The organism is Psychromonas sp. CNPT3, assembly GCF_000153405.2.
Taxonomy (GTDB): domain Bacteria; phylum Pseudomonadota; class Gammaproteobacteria; order Enterobacterales; family Psychromonadaceae; genus Psychromonas.
This window is the reverse complement of the sequence record NC_020802.1, coordinates 1,867,801-1,886,889: the sequence shown is the minus strand read 5'-3', so window position 1 is coordinate 1,886,889 and position 19,089 is coordinate 1,867,801. Positions and strand designations below refer to the sequence as shown.

Genomic DNA, 19,089 nt, shown 5'->3' with positions numbered 1-19,089 from the left:
GTAAAGAGAAAAAGGCAGAAATATGGTTAAGAATTTTATCCCTCTAGAAAAGCGTTGGCCACAATTAGACTGCTTTGTAGAGCATGCTAAAAATTATGTATATACCGATCCACAATCGGCATTGACGAAGCTAAGATGTTATTGCGAATCTGTGGTTGGTATTTTATACCGTGAATTAAATTTGCCTTGCGAACCTAGATCAAATTTGGTCGATAAGTTAAAGTCGGAACTATTTGTTGAGTTAGTGGGGGAAGAAATTTGTCAGAAGCTCCATGCAATTCGCATGAAAGGTAACCGAGCAGTTCATCACAATGAAGCAACAACGGATGATGCGTTATGGTTACTCAAAGAAGCTTACTTGATAGGACAATGGCTCCATAAGTCATACAGTGGTGAATTACATATTGATTACCCTAGTTTTATTGTACCTGTAAGACCTGATTCGATAGATAAATTGTCAAAGAGTCATGATGAGATGGCTATTCAGTTAGCAGCTTCAAGGCAAGAATTTGTGTCGCTAGAAGCGAGTGAAAAAGCAGCTCAGGAAGAACTTTCTCAGTTTAGTAATAATGTAGATCAGTCTAAGTTGGATTCCTTCAAACAAAAAGCAACGTTAGCATCAAATACGATTGATTTTGAACAAGATGTAACCAAAAATAATATCTCAATCGAAGACTCTTTCGCTGAGTACGATCTGACCTCGGGGCAGTCTGAGTTAGTTCGTCGCTTGGACAGTTTCTTGAATGATAAAAGTAGTAATGTATTCCAGCTTAAAGGGTATGCAGGCACGGGTAAAACTTTTATTACTAAAGGGCTAACTGAATATTTTAGATTGATTGGGCGTAGATTTGTGCTAGCAGCACCGACGGGTAAAGCTGCTAAGGTAATTTCTAATAAAACTAATTGTGAGGCGTATACATTACACAAAACAATCTACTCTTTTAAGGATTTAGTCGAGTATCGAGATGAGCAAGGTATAGACTCTGAAACGTATAAAGTTTATGCGCAAATAGCCGTTAATGAGCTTTCTGCAGATACAGTTTTTATCGTTGATGAATCATCGATGATTTCTGATTTTTATCAGGAAAATGAGTTCTTTAGATGTGGAACGGGTAAGTTGTTGAGTGACTTCTTAAAGTTTGTAAATCTGGATCATAATGATCATAGCAAAAAGGTTATTTTCATTGGTGATGATGCTCAATTACCGCCCATTGGAATGAAGTTTTCTCCTGCGCTTTCGTCAGATTACCTCAATAAACAATTTGGTTTAAGAACTGATACATTTGAGCTTACTGAGGTAGTTAGACAAAAAGCTGACAGTGGTGTTATGCAAAACTCAATTGTTTTACGTGAGGCGCTGAATTCTGGAGTCTTTAATCACTTATCTTTGGACACTGAAGTAACTGACATAGAAGAAATCGAGCACGCAGATCTAATGCCCAGGTATTTACAATCCTGCCAAAACAAAATCAATGCAGAGTCGATAGTGATTGCAGGCACTAATAAAGATGTTTTGCATTATAACCAAAGAATTAGAGAGTGTTTTTTTCCACAGCAGCCACAAGTCTGTGCTGGTGATAAAATCATGGCTGTTTCAAACAGTGATCGACATGGTTTTTATATATCCAATGGTGAATTTGGATTAGTGCGCCAAGTTATAGCGCCTTCGGAGTGCAAGAAAATAGTTCTAAACCCAAAAAGTAAAGATAAGCGAATAGAAGTTGAATTAATTTTTAGAAATGTTGAAGTTGGTTTTAAAGACCTTGACGGTAATTCTCGTTTCTTCAATGCAAAAATAATTGAAAGTCTGCTTTATTCAGAGCAACCACAACTGTCTTCTGATCAAAATAAGGCATTGTATGTAGACTTCTGTATGCGTTACCCCCGCTTACCCCGTAAAAGTCTCGAATTCAAAGAAACACTATATAGTGATCCCTATTTTAATGCGTTACGTGTTAAATTTGGTTACGCGATTACGTGTCACAAAGCACAGGGTAGTGAATGGAATCATGTATTTGTTAAATGTAAAACACATGAGAAAACACTGTCTTCTGGCTACTTTCGCTGGTTATATACAGCCATTACCCGTACCGCTAACAAATTATATTTGCTAGAAGCTCCTAAAATAAAGGTGGGATCTAACTTGAAAACGGTATCAAGTGTTGGATCTTCTATGATTAAATCCGCATCTATGGTCACATCAGTATCGATGAAGGTTCAGCCAGAGATCCGCAATACAGATGTTAGTTTATCTGAAACTACGGCTGTAACTGCTCCTTGCAATAATGAAACATTTGGTATTCCTTCCTGTGAACAATTTTTATTGCAGTTACTCGAAGCTGTAAGGCAGAAATTAGTTAAAAGTGGCATCATAGTAACCGACATTGATCACAAAGAATGGCAAGAAGTTTATTTCTTTAATCGTCAGGAAGAAACTGAACGAGTAAGCATTTGGTACAACTCTAAAAGTAAGGTAAGTCAAATTAATGCGCCATCATTGTCCCCCCTTAGCAGTGAAGTTGTTCAATTAATATCTTCTTTGAAAATGGGGTTAGCGCATGTATTTCCAATGGGAAATGGTGCGGCGATATTTTCGCAAGAGTTTCAGCTAGCTTTTCATGAACGTCTAATGCCTTTGATCATTAATGCTGAAATTACACTAATGTCTGCTGAAGAACAACAATGGGCTTTACGCTACAGCTTTAGTAAAAGTGGCTCTGTCGCCGTTGTTGATATCAACTTCAATGGTAAACAACAGTTTACCAAGGTGCATCCTTTGAGAAGCAAGTGTGTTGGTGCTGATTTTGTTCTTGAAGTTGAAAAAATACTGACTGAGGGGTTAAGCGCATGATTACAAGTAAAGATGTATTTGCGGAGCGTAAATCAGGAAATCTAGATGAAGCCTATCAAATGGGGGTTCAGTTAGTTGAAAATAATGAATATGATGAATGGAACTTCAAAGCATTAGCTTGGTGTCTTGTGGATCTTATAAAACGAGATTCTTCATCAAATAGCCAAGGTTATTTAGAAAGTTATATTAAACAGTTGGAATCTATTAACGTTGCCCCTAGTGATGAAATATTAACTAAACAAGTAAAATTTGCATTGTCTTTATGTAATCCTCAAGGGCAGCTAATTAACCAAGCAAAGTCATTGAGTAAAGAAGGGAATCACTTACAAGCTGCGAATATTTATAAGCAGCTTTGTTTAGACGGGCTGGGAGATAGTGACGTGCAAACATCTCTAGGCTGGGAGCTGTATCGTTTACTCAAACAGGCTTTAATACAAGAGCATATTAATGTTTACAGTGCTAAGCGATTACTCGCGGATTATTTGAAATTACAATTAATCGAGAAGCCATCTCGGTTGCATTCAAGCATCCTCCAACTTGCGTCTCGTCTCGCTGGTAATTCTAGTTTTAATCTACTGGCATTTGTTAGTTATTGGCAACTAGAGTACTTGAGTGCTGATGATTTTCAGCCTTATGTAAATGATAAAGGCGATAAATATCCATCATTAGGCGAGAAAATCATACAACAGGCAGCTAAAGAGTCTGTGACTTCAAATGATACGGAGCGTATAAACTATATTCTTCCTCACTTAGATAAAGCTATTGAGCTGTTTCCTGAGAATATATGGTTGAAGCTAAATAAGGCAAAAGTGCTTCTCAAGCTTGGACTCAGTGATGAAGCACTTCAATTTGCAGTGGAAGTGACGCGTTCTAAGGTCAATGATTACTGGTCTTGGGCTTTGCTTGGAGATGTTAACCTACAGATAGATGAAGCAATAGCACAGAGCTGCTATTGTAAAGCACTCCTTTGTTATACTGATGATAAGTTTACAACAAAAATTAGAACAAAACTTGCTCAATTACTTGTTGCTCAAGGTGAGTTTTCGGCTGCAAAAGTAGAAGTTGAAAACGTATTGCAAGCAAAGCAAAAAGAAGGCTTAAAAATTCCAGATGATGTGAGCATTCTTCACTCTTCAGAGTGGTTTAGCAGTTTTCCTACTAATGGTAATAATAAAAGCTTTTATCAGTCAAATATAGTGAAAGCCGAAGCGTTGTTATTTAGTCAACTGCCGTTTTACAAAGCTTGTATTGGGGATCGTTTTACGATCCCTGATAAGCCGAATAAACCTAAGAGAAAGATCTACGTAAAGGTTAATCGACAAAGTGAACCTATAGAAATTTCAATACCTGAAAATAAACACAGATTTAGTGATATAGGTACAGGGCTCTGTATTAAAGGGAGCTTTGATGAAGGTGAAAAATATCAAGTGTATTTGATTCAGGACCGGGATACCCAAGTTAAATGGGATATATTCTCAGAACACGTAGGAGTGGTTGATCATGTTAACCACAAAAAAAATCTATTCCATTTTATCGTTAACAAAAGTATCAATTCTATAATTTCTTTTTCCGACATTGACTTTAATGTAGAAGAGGGGGATTCACTTTTACTCAAAGTGGCTCAATTCAAAACTAAGCAACGTCTGGGCTACAGAGTGTTATCAGTAAAACAAACAGAATCACTAGCCAGTACTGCTGTTTATAGAGAATTTAACCGCAGTGTTAGAGAATCAAATGGGATGGGCTTTACTGATGATAATATTTTTGTTGCCCCACCTATGATTTCACAATATAGCATCAGTAATGGGGCTCTTGTTAAAGGCATTGCAGTACTCAATTATAATAAAAAAAAGGCAACTTGGGGCTGGAAAGCTCTGAAGATTTTAGAAGTGGCACAGGATGTTACAAGTTAACAGCTGATGGGAATATTACGTGATGTCACAGATGTAACAATACATCACATCACATCACGGTACTTATTTACATGCAACAACATGGTGTTCAAAATACGCTGTTGTGACGAATTTTAGTCGTTTGCAAAACTGAATTTGATAGTAATTTTTTATCCGATAGTGGCAGAGAAAACTCCCCGCGTTGGAAAAGGAGAATAGCGGTATCATCGGTTTCAACCCCTAACAAACTACAGATCTCCTCCATATCATCTAAATCCATTGACCTTTTATAAGCGTCCATTTTCCTTGAAAGGTTATAGGTACTAAAGATGGTTGCCATTACTTTTTTATCTTCTGTTGTTTCACCACCAGGATTAACTATTTTGTTAAACTCAATTGATTCTCCATTATCGATTGAAGACGTAAAAGAGAGGGCTCTTAATTTCGCACTGCTATTTGTTCCATTGTCATAAGTCGCACCATTTACCCATTGAGCTTTGATCCAATTTTGGTGTTCACCACGTAGGGCTCTACCTTTCTTTTTGTATGGGCCATTATCGTCGAAGTATGATTGTCGAATAAGTTGAATTGCTTTGAGTAATTCGGTGTCAGTCGTTAGTTCGGTGAAATCAAATTCAGGATCGTTTAACTTACCTGGAATGGCAACGTAGCCTTTGGTCAGATAGGTTTTACGATCATCCTGTTTCTTGGTTACGATAAAATCTGGCGTAGGGCCGATGGTAGTACCTCGGTCAAAACCACGTACATCATATTTAGCGCATATTTCTTCAAAGACCTGTTGTAGGCCTTCAAACTCACAGCTCGCATCCCTGCTTTCTAGATGCGCTAATAATTCGCTATAAGCGCTAACAGCATCAAGATTAGTGTAATGCTTAGCATGAGTATTGCTGTGATAACCACAGGCCCTACCGATATTCGCTTGAACTATAGCGGCAATGTTGGCAATTGTGCTATCCCAGGTATTGATCAGGGTACATTTCATTTCATGGCCAAAATTAATACCCGCTCTAAAACCCGCGACAGTGATAGCAATTAGCTTTTCGTCAAACATAGATGCAGTTTGATACTCACGTTTAAAATCTTCAATACTCGCTAAATCAACCTCGTCTACGCCGACTAAACTTTGACCTATTATTATAATTTGATCTTCGGTGATGCCGTTTTCTAACAGTATGTTTTTGGCTGTTTGTGCCTGGCCACTAGGTACTCTGATTAAGGACCAACCTGAATGCTTATGCTCTTTAAATTGTCGAATGAATCGTTTTCTTAATAAAGATTCTTCACAAAAACTTCGTTGGTCTTCGGTTAACTGAACTATTTGGTTATGGTGATGCATTTCTCTAATGCCATGGTATTCATTACTTGCTTCATGAAAAACAAGACTGGTTTTAAAGTTATGGCGTAATATTGAGTCTGAACCTGCTGAATACAAAGCACTAAAAGGTGTCGCAGAGATAAAAGCCACGTTGCAGAGAGTATTATCTTTTTCTAGATAGTCAAATATCTTTGAATAACGGATTGCGTTAGAACCTGCTCCGTAATGACATTCATCAATAATAATTAATTTTGGCGGTTGGTTTTTAAATTGGCTAGCCAATGCTGATTCGTAATTAATAAAATTACTTACGACAACATTATTGCAAGATGCTAAATCTTTTTTAGCTTGTTCTAGTAATGATAAGTCAGCCATAGTGACAAGATAAAGAGTATCCTTTAATTGTTTGTGGTCACATATGTCAATGTCATTGAGCTTTTGCCGTTGTATGCAGGAGAGAACTAAAGCAATACCTGATTTTCCAGATTGCATTTCTGCGATAATCACAACCGCTCTGTTGTTATTATTAAAATGTAAAAAAGCCCTTTGAGCGGCCTTACGCTGATGCTCAAAGGTATTTTGAGATATTACTGTATTGATCAATAATCGATGCTTGTCTGCTGTATTACTCATGAATTATTGCTCTGCTGAAAATTGAGATTCATCACTTAGGTTAACCGATGTTTCTGGTTGTTTATTGTGTTCTTTTTTTGCAATACTTTTTTCAATATCATATTCTCCCCGCTTATAAAGCACAAATATAGTATCGTCATGAGGAATGTTAAAGTGATCGCACATGTTAAATACATCATGCTTGGTCATCATAGTCTTGATTACTTTACGACGAGATATATTGTAGATACTAAATACAGTTGCTGTGATGAGTTTATCTTCTGTTAGCTCACCAGAGCCAGGCGCCACCACACGGTTAAACTCGACCGCTTTATCATTATCTAACATGTTAGTTAACAAAATGGTTCTATCCTTTTGAGGGCCGTCAACGCCAGCCTTTTCTGGGTTGTCGTAACTATCTCCATTAACCCATTGAGCTTTTATCCAGTTTTTCTTTTTCCCACGCATTGCTCGGTTACCTTTAACCGAAGGAGCGCCTTTTTTAGTGAACTCTTCTCGTAATATGACAATTGCTGCAAGTATGTTTTTGTCTGACGTGAATACGCTAAAATCGAAATCTGGCTCTAACAGTTTTGCTGGAACTGCTACATAGCTATCTGTTACGTATGTTTCCACATCACCAATTGGTCGTCGTTTTTTGTATTTTACCGTGAGACCAACATCTAGACCGTTGACTTGATATTCCTGGCAAATATCTTCAAAGAATTCTTTTAATCCGTCAAAATCAGACGCAGCATGTTCTGAACATGTTCTTTCTAGGTAATCTATAATCGCACCATAAGCTTCAGCCGCATTAGCATTGGTATAGTGCATAGAAGTATTGTTGCCATGATAACCACAAGCTCGACCAATATTTGCTTGTACCACTGCTGCCACACTTGCAATTGTGCTGTCCCATGTTGAAATGAGGTTGTTTTTCATCATGGGACCGAAGTTAATACCTGCTCGACAGCCTGCAACAGTTATAGCAACAAGCTTGTCACCAAATAACAGCGCGTCTTCAAAATCTTTTTTGAAGCGAACTATAGTAGAAAGCTCATCTTCAGGGACTCCTGATAATGAATTGCCTAAAATGAAAATATTATGCTCATCAATTCCTTGTGAGATAAAAAACTGTTTGGCATCCATAGCATTGCCTGCAGGAACTCGAATCAGAGACCAACCCATGCCTTTATGTTGTTTAAATTGATTCATAAAGTTTAATCGTGGTTCGGAATCAATAAGAAAATTTCGACAATCATCGTCTAAATGCTGAATACGGTCATTGGATAACATTTCTCTAACGCCGTAATATTCATCACTCGTTTTGTGAAACACTAAACGTGTACCGAAATCTCGACGTAAAATTGAATCTTTTAAGGCTTCCTTCGCTGCCTGTTGTAATTCTTGTAATAATTCTTCGTTATGCTCTTCTTTTGCTTCCGTACAAATATCTAAAGCTTCTAGGTATTCAGTTTCTGCTCCGTATAAAGCACCAAAAGGAGTAGCAGAAATGAATACTACTTTACATGTGTCATTTTCGTTTTCTAGATAGTCGAAAATACTGCTATATCTAATACCGCTAATGTTTGAGCCATAATGGCATTCATCAATGATAATCAACTTGGGTGGATTACCTTTAAAGTCATTTTCTAGTGCTTTGTCAAAATTAACAAAATTGCTAACGACGACATTTTTGGCTAATTTAAGATCTGTTTCTGCTTGGTCACGTAATGCCGTATCAGGCATCGTAATGAGGTAAAGAGTGTCTTTGAGTTTTCTTCGATCACAAATATCCTGATCTGATAGATTAAATCTTTGAAGGCAGCAAAGTGCTAGTGCGATACCTGATTTCCCCGCTTGCATTTCAGCGGCTGTTACAACGGCTCTGATATTTCCATTGAACGCGTCATATGTTTTTTTAGCGGCCTTAATTTGATGAGAATGCAGCGTATTACTATTTAATATTTCAGTGACGAGTGCGCGATGCTTTTGTGGGGTATTCACTTTAATTCCTTAATAAAAGAAGCTCTATACAGTAGTAATAAGTGATAAACGGCTATAACATCACATTATTAATTATAATTTAGACACCTAATCGAATTAGGTGTAAATAGTTTTCTCTAAACACATTACATTAATTTGTTTGTTAAATCGTTGAATTTGATAGTTATCGATATAGTTTCAATGATTTTTTGAGATCACTCGCTCATTCCACCTGCTACAGAAGTTTGCTGAGGATATAATCCTAAATTAGTATCAGCGTAATGCGATACATATAGCCTCGCTATTACGTGGGATTTGTGGCGATTTTTATTTGGCTTGAACTTGCGGTTAACATCGAGGCAATTAATAGCTTTGAACTATTAGTTGATAAAATCGGTGTAATGATATTTACCCGCTTATTATTACTTTTTATTTCTAAAAATATTCAAGATGGTGAGTACTTATCTTTAATGTTAAATTGTAGTCATATGATCTCTATTTTAAAGTGAAGTTGGTAATTATATCTAATATCACTTAAAAGTAAGGGATTGTGAATATTATTTAAAATAATAAATGATGTATCAGGAGCAGTGAAGGTCACTTATGGCTGAAGTAACACGAGAAGTAACATTTTTATGTGCCGACTTATATTTACCGTTTACAATCAAAGTGTTATATATCACGGTCGAGTCCAGTAGCGGCACCATTATCTAGTTTAATACCTCCCAGAACGTCTAAAAACTCCATATAAAACCTTTGAATTCAATAAATTTATCTATGTTCAGTCTATTAGTGTTTTTTATCGTCTTGTAGAGCCCAAAACTGAAGTAACCTATAACGTAACCAATTTAATATTACCAAATTCAGCGATCACGTTATGCGATCAAAAAAATGAACGGCTCTAATATAGAAATGTAGAACGCTGCAACTAGCCTTGATATATTATGTATGCTAATAATAACCCTTTGAAATAGCAGGGTAATGGATGCTTCATTTTACTAATCTTATATTGAAAAAGTCGCCTAATAGGATATAAAAAGCCGTGTGTTGATTACAATGTCGCCAAAAATGACAACCCACTGGTGTGTTATAAATTTGAGTTAACGCCAGAATGCAAATGCCGTTCGCCTAGAAAGGGGACGTTTAATTATAACTGTCTTCCTCTTGATAAATAATTTCCAATAAACTAGTTATCACGTTTTGAGTTTTGTCGAAGTCTTTACTTTTACAGAATGCTTCGGTGTTTTGATTATCTAAATAAAGTCGTTTATTAACTTCAATCATTATGCTTTTAACGTTATCGTTGCCATAAAATTGATTAGGTACGATAGCATTACTGTACGGATTGTTAATTCCGACTTTATAACCTTCACTCTCTAAAAGGTTCTTCATCTTTTCGAGCATTTCAAAGTTATTAAAATCGGCGTTATGTCCTAAACAAAAATCAACATCAGAAACGATCTGTGCATCACCATAACTATGACAATCAACACAAAATAGAACTGGAAAATAACAAAGATACCTTCTGAAAAGAGCATTTAATTCTTTATGATGATCATTATAAATTTTGATCATTGCTTCTTTATCTGGAACAACAATATCATTACCATCAAAATCTTTAGTGTATGAGATACCATAACCATCTTTTAATAGCTCTTCGATATCATCAGGTAGGCGTTCACAATCAACAATAAATATTGAATGTTTCTGGACCACTCGTTCGGCACTACGATGCCAAAATAATTCATCAGTAAACCAATCAGTACCACGTAGAATATCGTGTCTACGGATATTCCTATCTAATGTATCAGTTCCGCTATGCGGTATATGTAAAATCATGTTTGTTTCCTTGATAATCGAAGTATCAATCGTCCATAAATATATATGTTATTTTAATTCGCTTATAAAAATATGAATGTAGATAACAGAGATTTAAGTTTAAAAAATCATTAATATTTGGTCACATCCCACACATTATCACCAAACCCTTTCAACCATTGATTTAAACGTAATGAATCGATAACCGTTGCTTTAATTTGGTAATAATTTTCAAATTCAATCATTTGTTGATCAGTAGAAAGTGGTGTTTCTGAAAGATGAAAACCTTCATATTTACTGATACAAAAATCAAGTTGGCATTTTTGATGTCCGGCAAAACCAAAGTGTCCATCCGCATCATATTGACTTAATTTAAAATTGGTGGGGCGTTTAAAGGTAAATGTTGATACCGTAGCTTTTCTTATCCGATGCACCGCGACATTTCTCACATCATCATAGCCTTTAAACTGACACACTAAGTAAAATCGTTTGCCTTGCTGAGCTAAACCTAACGGCGTAATTTGCGCTGATTTTTCTTCTTGTTTGCTGTTGTAGTAGTCGATATTGAGTATGTTATCGTGATACAGAGCTTCACTGATTGTTTCAAAGACTCTTTGGTCAATATCGGGGGCTAGCAGTGGGACTCCTTCACTAACAATACGTACTTTTTGTAGCCATTCTCTTTCTTTTTCATTTATTTGATTGGGGCAAAGGTGGTGTTTTGCTTGATCAAAAAATCCATTAAGTGATTTTAAAATTTGAGGCGGAAGTAGATCAGTAAGATAATTATGTGCAAGACTCAATAAAACAGATTCTTTAGCTGATAATGTTGATACTGAAAAGGGTAACGCTGTATTTATCCAGCGATATCCATAAGGTTTGCTTGTTTCATCTTTTTCTATATCAAAGCTTTGACTCAGCATATCTAGGTTACGCTGGATAGAGCGTAAGCTACGCTCCATGCCATCACTTTGTAATTGTTGCTGTATTTCTTTGGCTGTTATTTTTCTTTGTTTTGGGATGCGTTTTAAAATCTCTAACCCTAAGTTTACCACTTCATTATTGCTTGATTTATTTAACATGGAGCATCCATCGCTTAGTTCTAAATGTAAGTTATTGGGTAGTCTATTTTATTTTTATAATCGTTATTTAAAAGTTTGATTAATAGAGATCGTATATACAATCTCTATTGTATGAAGTGTTACATTTTACGGTTCAATACAAGTGGTGTGTCTTTACCATTATTGTAATCTACCATTAATGTCAATATTTGGGCATCTTTACTTATTATGGCAGATGAAAGGGTATAAGAGACACCATCATTCGCTAATAATGTTGAGCCTGAGGAGTCACTTCCTTGAGTGAGATCTAAAGTCAAAGTATCACTGTTGGCATCAAAATTATAATTACCAACTTCGATACCTATGTTTTCATTAGCATCTGTAATTTTGGCAAAGAAATATTTACCATCATCTCTGAAATTATAAGATGCACTGCCGTCTTGGGTTTCCCAACTTCCAGAAATTGAAGTGCTAGATAGGGCTACTTTAGGTACAGCCATCGTATAGGTGCATTCATCTCCGTCACAATTGTGTTCAGTTTTGGTAATTACATATGTATCTCCTTCCATATGTACATCAGTGAAGTCACCACTGCTTAAACCACCGTATTCGACACCATTAGTATCAACTTCAATCGCTGGATTAAGATTGCCTTTATCATCTAAACCAAGGAAACCATATTCCAGGCCACTACCTTCTTCATCGCTATAATATTCGATCATCAAATACGTGCCATCAGGATAGGTATTCTGAATTCCGCTGTAATTTGGATCATTAGCATTAACATCTAAATTAAACATCCCCGTAAAATCGGCATAAGTTGTTAGGTTAGTGATGTTATCTAAGCTACTTTGCATATGCTCTTGAGCTACTTTAGCATCGACTAAAGTCGTTACAGGAATCTCTTGTCCCGCGTTTGAAATCAAGTTGATCACCGCAGGAGAAGCTGCAAATTCATCTGTTGGCATATCAAAGTTTAGAGGTGCTGCCGCATCTTTTGCTATGGTTGAAATGAAAATGCCATTATTGGGATTTGCATCGGTATCTAATGTCATCAACAAGCTCACCATGTTGAGAACCTCTGGGCTGCTAACGTCCTCTGTCCCTGCGAGATCTAATGGTGTGACAATTTCATCAGCGGTTGCGCTAGGAAAAACAAGCTCGCCAATTGAAAACGTAACGCTTTCTCCGGAGACAAAAGAAAATTCACCTTTAGAATTTGTTGTTCCGCTTTGAGTAGCCGTTTTGAAATCCACACCGCTGACATTAGAATCAATAAATTGACCTATTAAGGAGTCTGGTTCTGGGACTACTACATTATTATTACTGTCACTAGATGAACCGCCACAACCTGTTAGTAGTAATCCAGTCATCGCAGCCGTTATTAAATACTTGTTCATATCCATTATTCCCAAATTAATAACGTAATGGTTATTTGAGTCAACCATTACAAAGTAATTATATGATACATATAGGTGCGTCAATATGCGTCGCATTGATTTTAAGGTGTGGGGGGAGGGTAATTACAGATGTTCGGCAGTAGAATTAACCTTTTATTTCAAATATAGTTAAAATAGAGCGATGAATAAAAACAAACACATATTTGAGTTGTACATTGATTCTCTTGTCACTTCATGCTGATATACCACTGAGACTGGGCTATCTAACATTTTGGATGGCGATATTATTCATGATCCAATTACCCATCTTTTTACATAAGCAGTATAGCTCGGTATAAAATTAAAATATGTAAAAAAGGAAGTCCGTGAAATTGAATATAAAGAAGGTATTTTAATCAATGTTAGGAACAATGGAGTGTCCAGTGAAAAAATCACAAAAGTCATATATTCAATATGATAAATCTAAATATAAACTTAACCTTCCTTTCGCATACAATGATGAAGAAACTAACGAACTTCATAGAAAACTAAATGGCTCTATATCAATTGCAGAGAATGATTTAAGGCGAGTTTCACTCTGGAAATCTAATCGCATATTGTCTGTTAGTAATGCTTAATAATAAGCAATCATTGCAACTATCTTGACAGCGACCGCAATTTAAACATCCCTCAGATGGAAATTAATATGAACGAATCACATGATTTGATCATTAATTTCCAAAGAAAAAATCGTTTTAAATTATACTGCTGAATAAGCTATTAAAATAGGGAAACAACTATGCAACTATCGTTAGAAGATCATATAAACAAAGTGCTATTTAAAGCTGATTTATTAAATACGTGCTGTGTTGCAAATGATGCGTATGATGAATATCACTATATAGCAGCCAACTTACATAGCTATATTGAATATAATGACTACACCATATGCAAAGAGATGTTAGAAGACATTCTTTGTTCATCATTATCATCAGGCGAAGATGATGATGTAAGTGATGTTGTCTTAAGTGATTTTGTATCACTAGCAAGCCTTGCGAGTGTGATCAATGATTTAGAAAAATATTTAACTGAGCATTTTCCTAAGTAAAAGTATTCAAGAGGAGCATTCCTTATCGTTTAATCTATATTGTAAAACCTGTTTATAAGGTTGATTAAGCAACTTCATCAGTAATTTGTGTTCCATAAATTATAGGTTATAAAATGCATATTCAAGATGCGCTTAAGTTAAGACTTGTACATAAACTCTGACATTTCAGCCTAAGTAATTTAATAAAATATGGGGAGAAGGACATGGATAGTAATAATCAAACCTTACCTGAATCAAAAGATCGTAAAGTCATTGAAAATGGATTTACATGGATACCCATGGATAAAAGGAAGAGTAAGTTTGGCGGCCCGATGACACCGCGTAAAGCCGAGCTAAGACATCCGTTATTGTGGCTCGCTCGTGATGGAAATGAGCTTTATTTTGTTAATTCATCAGACGAAACACTGGATTTAGTTACAGCCGGAACAGGGGGGTTTCAAAGCGTAGATGACAATTGCATTAACGTATCGACAGTCAATAAATATGAATATAAAAATGTGAAACCTAATGATGCCGTTAAAGTTGAAGAATTTGATGGGTTTTATGATTTGGATTATGTGCTACAAGTTTCAATACAGGTTAAATCAAATAACCTAGGAAATATTGAAATTTTCAGTCCCTCTAAAAAAGGAGGAATTGGAGAGGCTATTCTTATTTGGGATACGATGGAAAACGGGAAAAATGTCTGGATAAAAAATTGTAAATGAGAGTTAGTTGTATTTAAACTAAGTAATACCTCTATGAACTTACAGATTTTCTTGATGTTATCTCGTCATTAAAATTGATTGCTACTATTAACTTTGCTCTGTGGAAATAATTTGATAGCATTGTAAATGTTATTTACAATAATAAATGATGGATCAGGAGCATTGAAGGTCACCTCTGGCTGAAGTAACACGAGAGGTAACATTTTCATGTGTCGACTTTTATTTATTGTTTATAATCAAAGTGTTATGCGTTACAGTCGAGTCCAGTAGCGCACCATTATCTAGTTTAATACCTTCCCTGAACGTCTAAAAACCCCATATAAAGCCTTTAAATTCAATACATTTATCTATGTTCAGTCTATTAGTGTCTTTTATCGTCTTGTAGATCCCATAAACTGAAGTAACCTCTAACGTAACCTATTAAATATTACCAAATTCAGCGATCACGTTATGCGATCAAAAAATGAACTGCTCTAATAGAGAAATGTAGAACGACACAACTAGCCTTGATATATTATGTATGCTAATAATAACCCTTTGAAATAGCAGGGGAATGTATACTGCATTTTACTAATATTATATTGAAGAAATCGCGTTATAAGTAACCTGTTGGTGATCAAGCTAAACAACAGTTTTAAAGCTAAGTACATCGCTAAATACAATTCAGTCGCTAAAAAATCATGGAGTATTAATGACAGAGTTTAAGTGGGCCACATATTGGCGTAATTCACTTGCGGATGCTGATTCAAGCAAAGGCATTTTAACGAAAAAAGATATAGCCTCATTTACACAAGTTAACCGTGATATTAGAAAAACGGGGAAATTAGATGTAGATAGCGTCGATAAAATGTTTGCGGATGAAGACAAAAAAACGACGGTTGTAAAAGTGATTTATCGCCCGAATATAAAAACTCTGAAGCTAATACATGGTAATAGTCAAAAAGGAATATACCCCGCAACTTTTACAGCATTGATTTGCCCTTTATGGGTTAACCGAGCGGGTCTGTTATTTCCTGCGGGCCCTGTGACGGTGCCTAGAGATTTATTATCACCATTGGACAACTCTCAATTAGCGCTTGGTAGCGTTGATGCGTTAGATGATTTTTTAACTAATTCCACTTTAATGGTATTAGCTGAGGGCGAAGTACCAGACAAAGCTGATAAAGCACAATTATTACAGCAAGAGGATAATTGGACGAATTATATACAACATTGTGTGGATTTATATCGCACAATTTGTACCAAAGATGACGATAGTGAGCTTAATGAACTTTATACCTTGCTAGAGTATTCTTGGGTGGTCAAATCAGATCAATCAACGGGGATGTCTAAAAAAATATTAGAGCTCTATGATGCAATCATTAGCAAAAAACCAGAGTTACCCTTATTTGAGAGTTATGCGAAACGACAAATATCTAACTTTGATGATTGTATTAAACCTGAAAAATCAATTTCAATTCGTAATGGGCATTCAAGTGATTCATACGCGCTAGCCGACGCACAGCGAGATGCATTAACGCAGGCTCTTTGTATGCAAGAGGGTGATATTTTAGCGGTTAATGGGCCTCCGGGAACAGGGAAAACAACCTATGTATTATCTGTTGTAGCGTCCATGTGGGTAGATGCCGCACTTAAACAAACGAGCGCGCCTGTTATTTTTGCTGCATCTACTAACAATCAAGCGGTCACCAATATTATCGATGCTTTTGGTAAAGATTTCTCTGAAGGTAAGGGCCCTTTAAGTGGTCGCTGGTTGCCAGATGTTAAAAGCTACGGTGCGTACTTTCCGTCTAAGTCTCGTCAAGAAGAGGCTCAGAAAAAATTTCAAACCAAGGCTTTCTTTGAGGCGGTTGAAGATTCAGATTATCTCGAAAGTGCAGAGCACTTTTTTTTAGAATGCGCAAAAAAAATGACGGATGCTTGCTCTATTGACGCCGTTCGAAAATTCTTGCACTTGCAGTTAAGTACTTGTCAGTCACAGCTGGAAGACATTGAAACATCGTGGTCTGAACTGTGCGTAATTCGTGAACAAGTATTAGCTGAAATGGGTGAAACCCCTGAATTGACGATTAAAGAATTAGAATGCTCCTTATTAGACGCTGAAGCGTTATCTCAGAAAACTAGCAGTGAGAGAAAAAAATGGAAGCAATTTTTAGCATCTGAATCGTTCTGGTTAAATACATTTAGCTGGATGAAATCAATTAGAAGAAAAAGAGACTTATATCGTGAACTCTTCATTTCAGATCATCTGAGTAAAGACATTTTAGATTTAGTGGATAATCTAGAGACAGAAAATATTGAAACGCTATTAAAGAATTATCAAGAGAAAGTCGACAGACAATCACAAAGTTTATCGAGCGTTTACAATCAGAAAAAAGCCCTATTAGTTAATCAAAAAGAGATTGAAGATTGTTGGGCTACACTCGCTAAATCATTAGATATTTCAACGGATAAACCCAGTTTTGATGTGGTAGATAAACAGGCGGATATTAAAATTCGCTTCGTTATGTTTAGGTTAGCGGTTCATTATTGGGAAGCAAGCTGGCTAATTGAAAATAAAAAGATAGGTAAAGATCTTAACGGATTAAAGAAAAAAACAGGTAAATCAACGGTGATTTCTCGCTGGCAAAGACGCATGATGCTAACACCTTGTATTGTTTCTACATTTCATTCATTACCGGCACTGATAGCGGGAACTGCATTTAACGACGGAAACTTTGAAGAGGAGCATATATTTAATTTTATAGACTTATTAATCGTTGATGAAGCCGGGCAGGTCTCACCTGAAGTCGCTGGTGGCGCTTTTTCGTTAGCTAAAAAATCGTTGGTGATTGGTGATATACACCAGATTGAACCTGTGCGCTCTATTACCGGTGCGATTGATATAGGAAATTTGTTTAGTCAAAATTTAATAACGCAACGAGATGACTATGAAGCAGTATTAAAGAATGGCAGAAGTGTAGTGAATGGTAGTGTGATGCATATTGCTCAAGCTGCTAGTCGTTTTCAATATCAAGACGAGATGGAATCAGGGATGTACCTGCGAGAACACCGACGCTGCTTTGATGAGATCATCATGTTCTGTAATGATCTCTGTTATCAAGGGGTGTTACTTCCCATGCGTGGCAAGGCAAGTAATGATGCTCTTTATCCCGCCTTTGGATATTTACATATTGATGGTAAAGCTGAACAACAGGCGGGAGGTAGCCGTTTTAACGCCCTTGAAGCGGATACCATAGCAAATTGGTTAGAGAAAAATCGTGAAAAAATCGAACTTAAATATGGCGGGGAAAAGCAACTTAAACTTGAGAATATTGTGGGGGTAGTGACGCCATTTAAAGCTCAGGTTAATCAGATTGAAAAGCAGTGCGAAAAGTATGGGATCAAGGTAGGCAAGAATGCGGATGAGTTAACAGTCGGAACGGTGCATGCACTTCAAGGCGCCGAGCGCCAATTGATAATCTTTTCGCCAGTATACACAAGGCACAATAACGGTAGTTTTATTGATAGTTCACAAAGCATGTTAAATGTCGCTGTATCGAGAGCCAAAGATAGTTTTTTAGTGTTTGGTGATATGGATATAATGTCTGCCAGTGCATCGACAGAGCCTCGTGGAATACTCGCTAAATATTTGTTTGAAAAAGAGGGTAATGAATTATTTTTTTCCACTAAATCACGAAGTGATTTATTAGACTTATGTGGAGAGCCAAAGTTAATTCATAATGCTAAAGAGCACGATGAATATATTATTGAGTTATTAGGAGAAGTAAAAACACAGGTTACTATTGTTTCTCCTTGGGTGCAGTTAGAAAAGCTTGATTCCACGGGTATTTTACATTCAATTAAAGCGACACTCGCGAGAGGTGTGACGGTTAACCTTTACACTGATCGGCATTTTAATACCACCACCCACAATAAATTTGATGCTAAAAAAGAAAAAATATTCGTTAGTTTCTGTGAATATCTAGCGTTACTTGGGGTTTGTGTGTCGGTGATCAAAGGCGTTCATAGTAAGATTATAATGGCAGATGATTGCCATATTAGCGTCGGTTCCTTTAATTGGTTTAGTGCTGCTAGAAGTGGTGTTTATGCCAATATAGAAACGTCTCTTGTCTATACGGGGGCACTTAAAAATGAAATCAGGGCTCAATCGAAATTTTTAAAATCAGTAGTGTATAAAGAATATCCAGGTAGAAAAGTGAAGAATGAAAAAAAGATTGAGTAACTTTTGCAGAGCTTTAATTCATACAAAAAATAATTCTGTGTCATTACCTTTTTACAGGCGCTTCTGTAAATGGTATTCAAACTCTATGATAAAGCGATTCATAGCATATCTCCC

General features: G+C 36.3%; 12 protein-coding genes. 7 read left to right on the top strand and 5 right to left on the bottom strand.

The window, feature by feature from the left end; genetic code table 11:
* The first annotated feature begins 22 nt into the window (after positions 1-22).
* Both PCNPT3_RS08190 and PCNPT3_RS08185 read left to right on the top strand, forming a co-directional pair.
* Positions 23-2,851, top strand: a complete 2,829-nt coding sequence (locus PCNPT3_RS08190) for an ATP-dependent DNA helicase (protein WP_015465412.1) — start codon at positions 23-25, stop codon at positions 2,849-2,851.
* Positions 2,848-4,764, top strand: coding sequence for a tetratricopeptide repeat protein (locus tag PCNPT3_RS08185; protein ID WP_015465411.1), 1,917 nt, complete (start codon positions 2,848-2,850; stop codon positions 4,762-4,764). Before PCNPT3_RS08190 ends, PCNPT3_RS08185 begins: the two co-directional genes overlap by 4 nt.
* A gap of 88 nt (positions 4,765-4,852) precedes the next feature.
* On the opposite strand, the gene PCNPT3_RS08180 is transcribed toward PCNPT3_RS08185, so the two are convergent.
* Positions 4,853-6,712 carry a DEAD/DEAH box helicase family protein gene (locus tag PCNPT3_RS08180; protein ID WP_015465410.1) on the bottom strand — a complete coding sequence of 620 codons (1,860 nt, stop codon included), beginning with the start codon at positions 6,710-6,712 and terminating at the stop codon, positions 4,853-4,855.
* Positions 6,713-6,715: 3 nt separating this feature from the next.
* Entirely contained in the window at positions 6,716-8,698 is a 1,983-nt protein-coding gene (locus tag PCNPT3_RS08175; RefSeq protein WP_015465409.1) for a glutathione synthase, read from the bottom strand.
* Positions 8,699-8,994: 296 nt separating this feature from the next.
* On the opposite strand from PCNPT3_RS08175, the gene PCNPT3_RS08170 reads away from it, so the two are divergent.
* Positions 8,995-9,186 (top strand): hypothetical protein, encoded by a 192-nt coding sequence (locus PCNPT3_RS08170; protein ID WP_015465408.1) that lies wholly within the window; start codon positions 8,995-8,997, stop codon positions 9,184-9,186.
* A gap of 634 nt (positions 9,187-9,820) precedes the next feature.
* Here PCNPT3_RS08170 and PCNPT3_RS08165 read toward each other — a convergent pair.
* The 3 genes from PCNPT3_RS08165 to PCNPT3_RS08155 form a co-directional block, all read right to left on the bottom strand.
* Entirely contained in the window at positions 9,821-10,516 is a 696-nt protein-coding gene (locus tag PCNPT3_RS08165; protein ID WP_015465407.1) for an N-formylglutamate amidohydrolase, read from the bottom strand.
* 110 nt (positions 10,517-10,626) lie between these two features.
* Positions 10,627-11,577, bottom strand: coding sequence for a helix-turn-helix transcriptional regulator (locus PCNPT3_RS08160; RefSeq protein ID WP_015465406.1), 951 nt, complete (start codon positions 11,575-11,577; stop codon positions 10,627-10,629).
* 119 nt (positions 11,578-11,696) lie between these two features.
* Positions 11,697-12,956, bottom strand: a complete 1,260-nt coding sequence (locus PCNPT3_RS08155) for a hypothetical protein (protein WP_015465405.1) — start codon at positions 12,954-12,956, stop codon at positions 11,697-11,699.
* 422 nt (positions 12,957-13,378) lie between these two features.
* Here PCNPT3_RS08155 and PCNPT3_RS08150 point away from each other — a divergent pair, with 422 nt between their 5' ends.
* The 4 genes from PCNPT3_RS08150 to PCNPT3_RS08135 all read left to right on the top strand — a co-directional run bounded on the left by PCNPT3_RS08150 (position 13,379) and on the right by PCNPT3_RS08135 (position 18,975).
* Entirely contained in the window at positions 13,379-13,573 is a 195-nt protein-coding gene (locus PCNPT3_RS08150) for a hypothetical protein (RefSeq protein ID WP_156801515.1), read from the top strand.
* 161 nt (positions 13,574-13,734) lie between these two features.
* Positions 13,735-14,043, top strand: coding sequence for a hypothetical protein (locus PCNPT3_RS08145; protein WP_015465403.1), 309 nt, complete (start codon positions 13,735-13,737; stop codon positions 14,041-14,043).
* Between the two features lie 203 nt (positions 14,044-14,246).
* A complete protein-coding gene (locus PCNPT3_RS08140; protein ID WP_015465402.1) occupies positions 14,247-14,750 on the top strand; it encodes a hypothetical protein in 504 nt (167 codons plus the stop codon).
* 691 nt (positions 14,751-15,441) lie between these two features.
* A complete protein-coding gene (locus PCNPT3_RS08135) occupies positions 15,442-18,975 on the top strand; it encodes an AAA domain-containing protein (RefSeq protein WP_015465401.1) in 3,534 nt (1,177 codons plus the stop codon).
* Positions 18,976-19,089 lie beyond the last annotated feature (114 nt).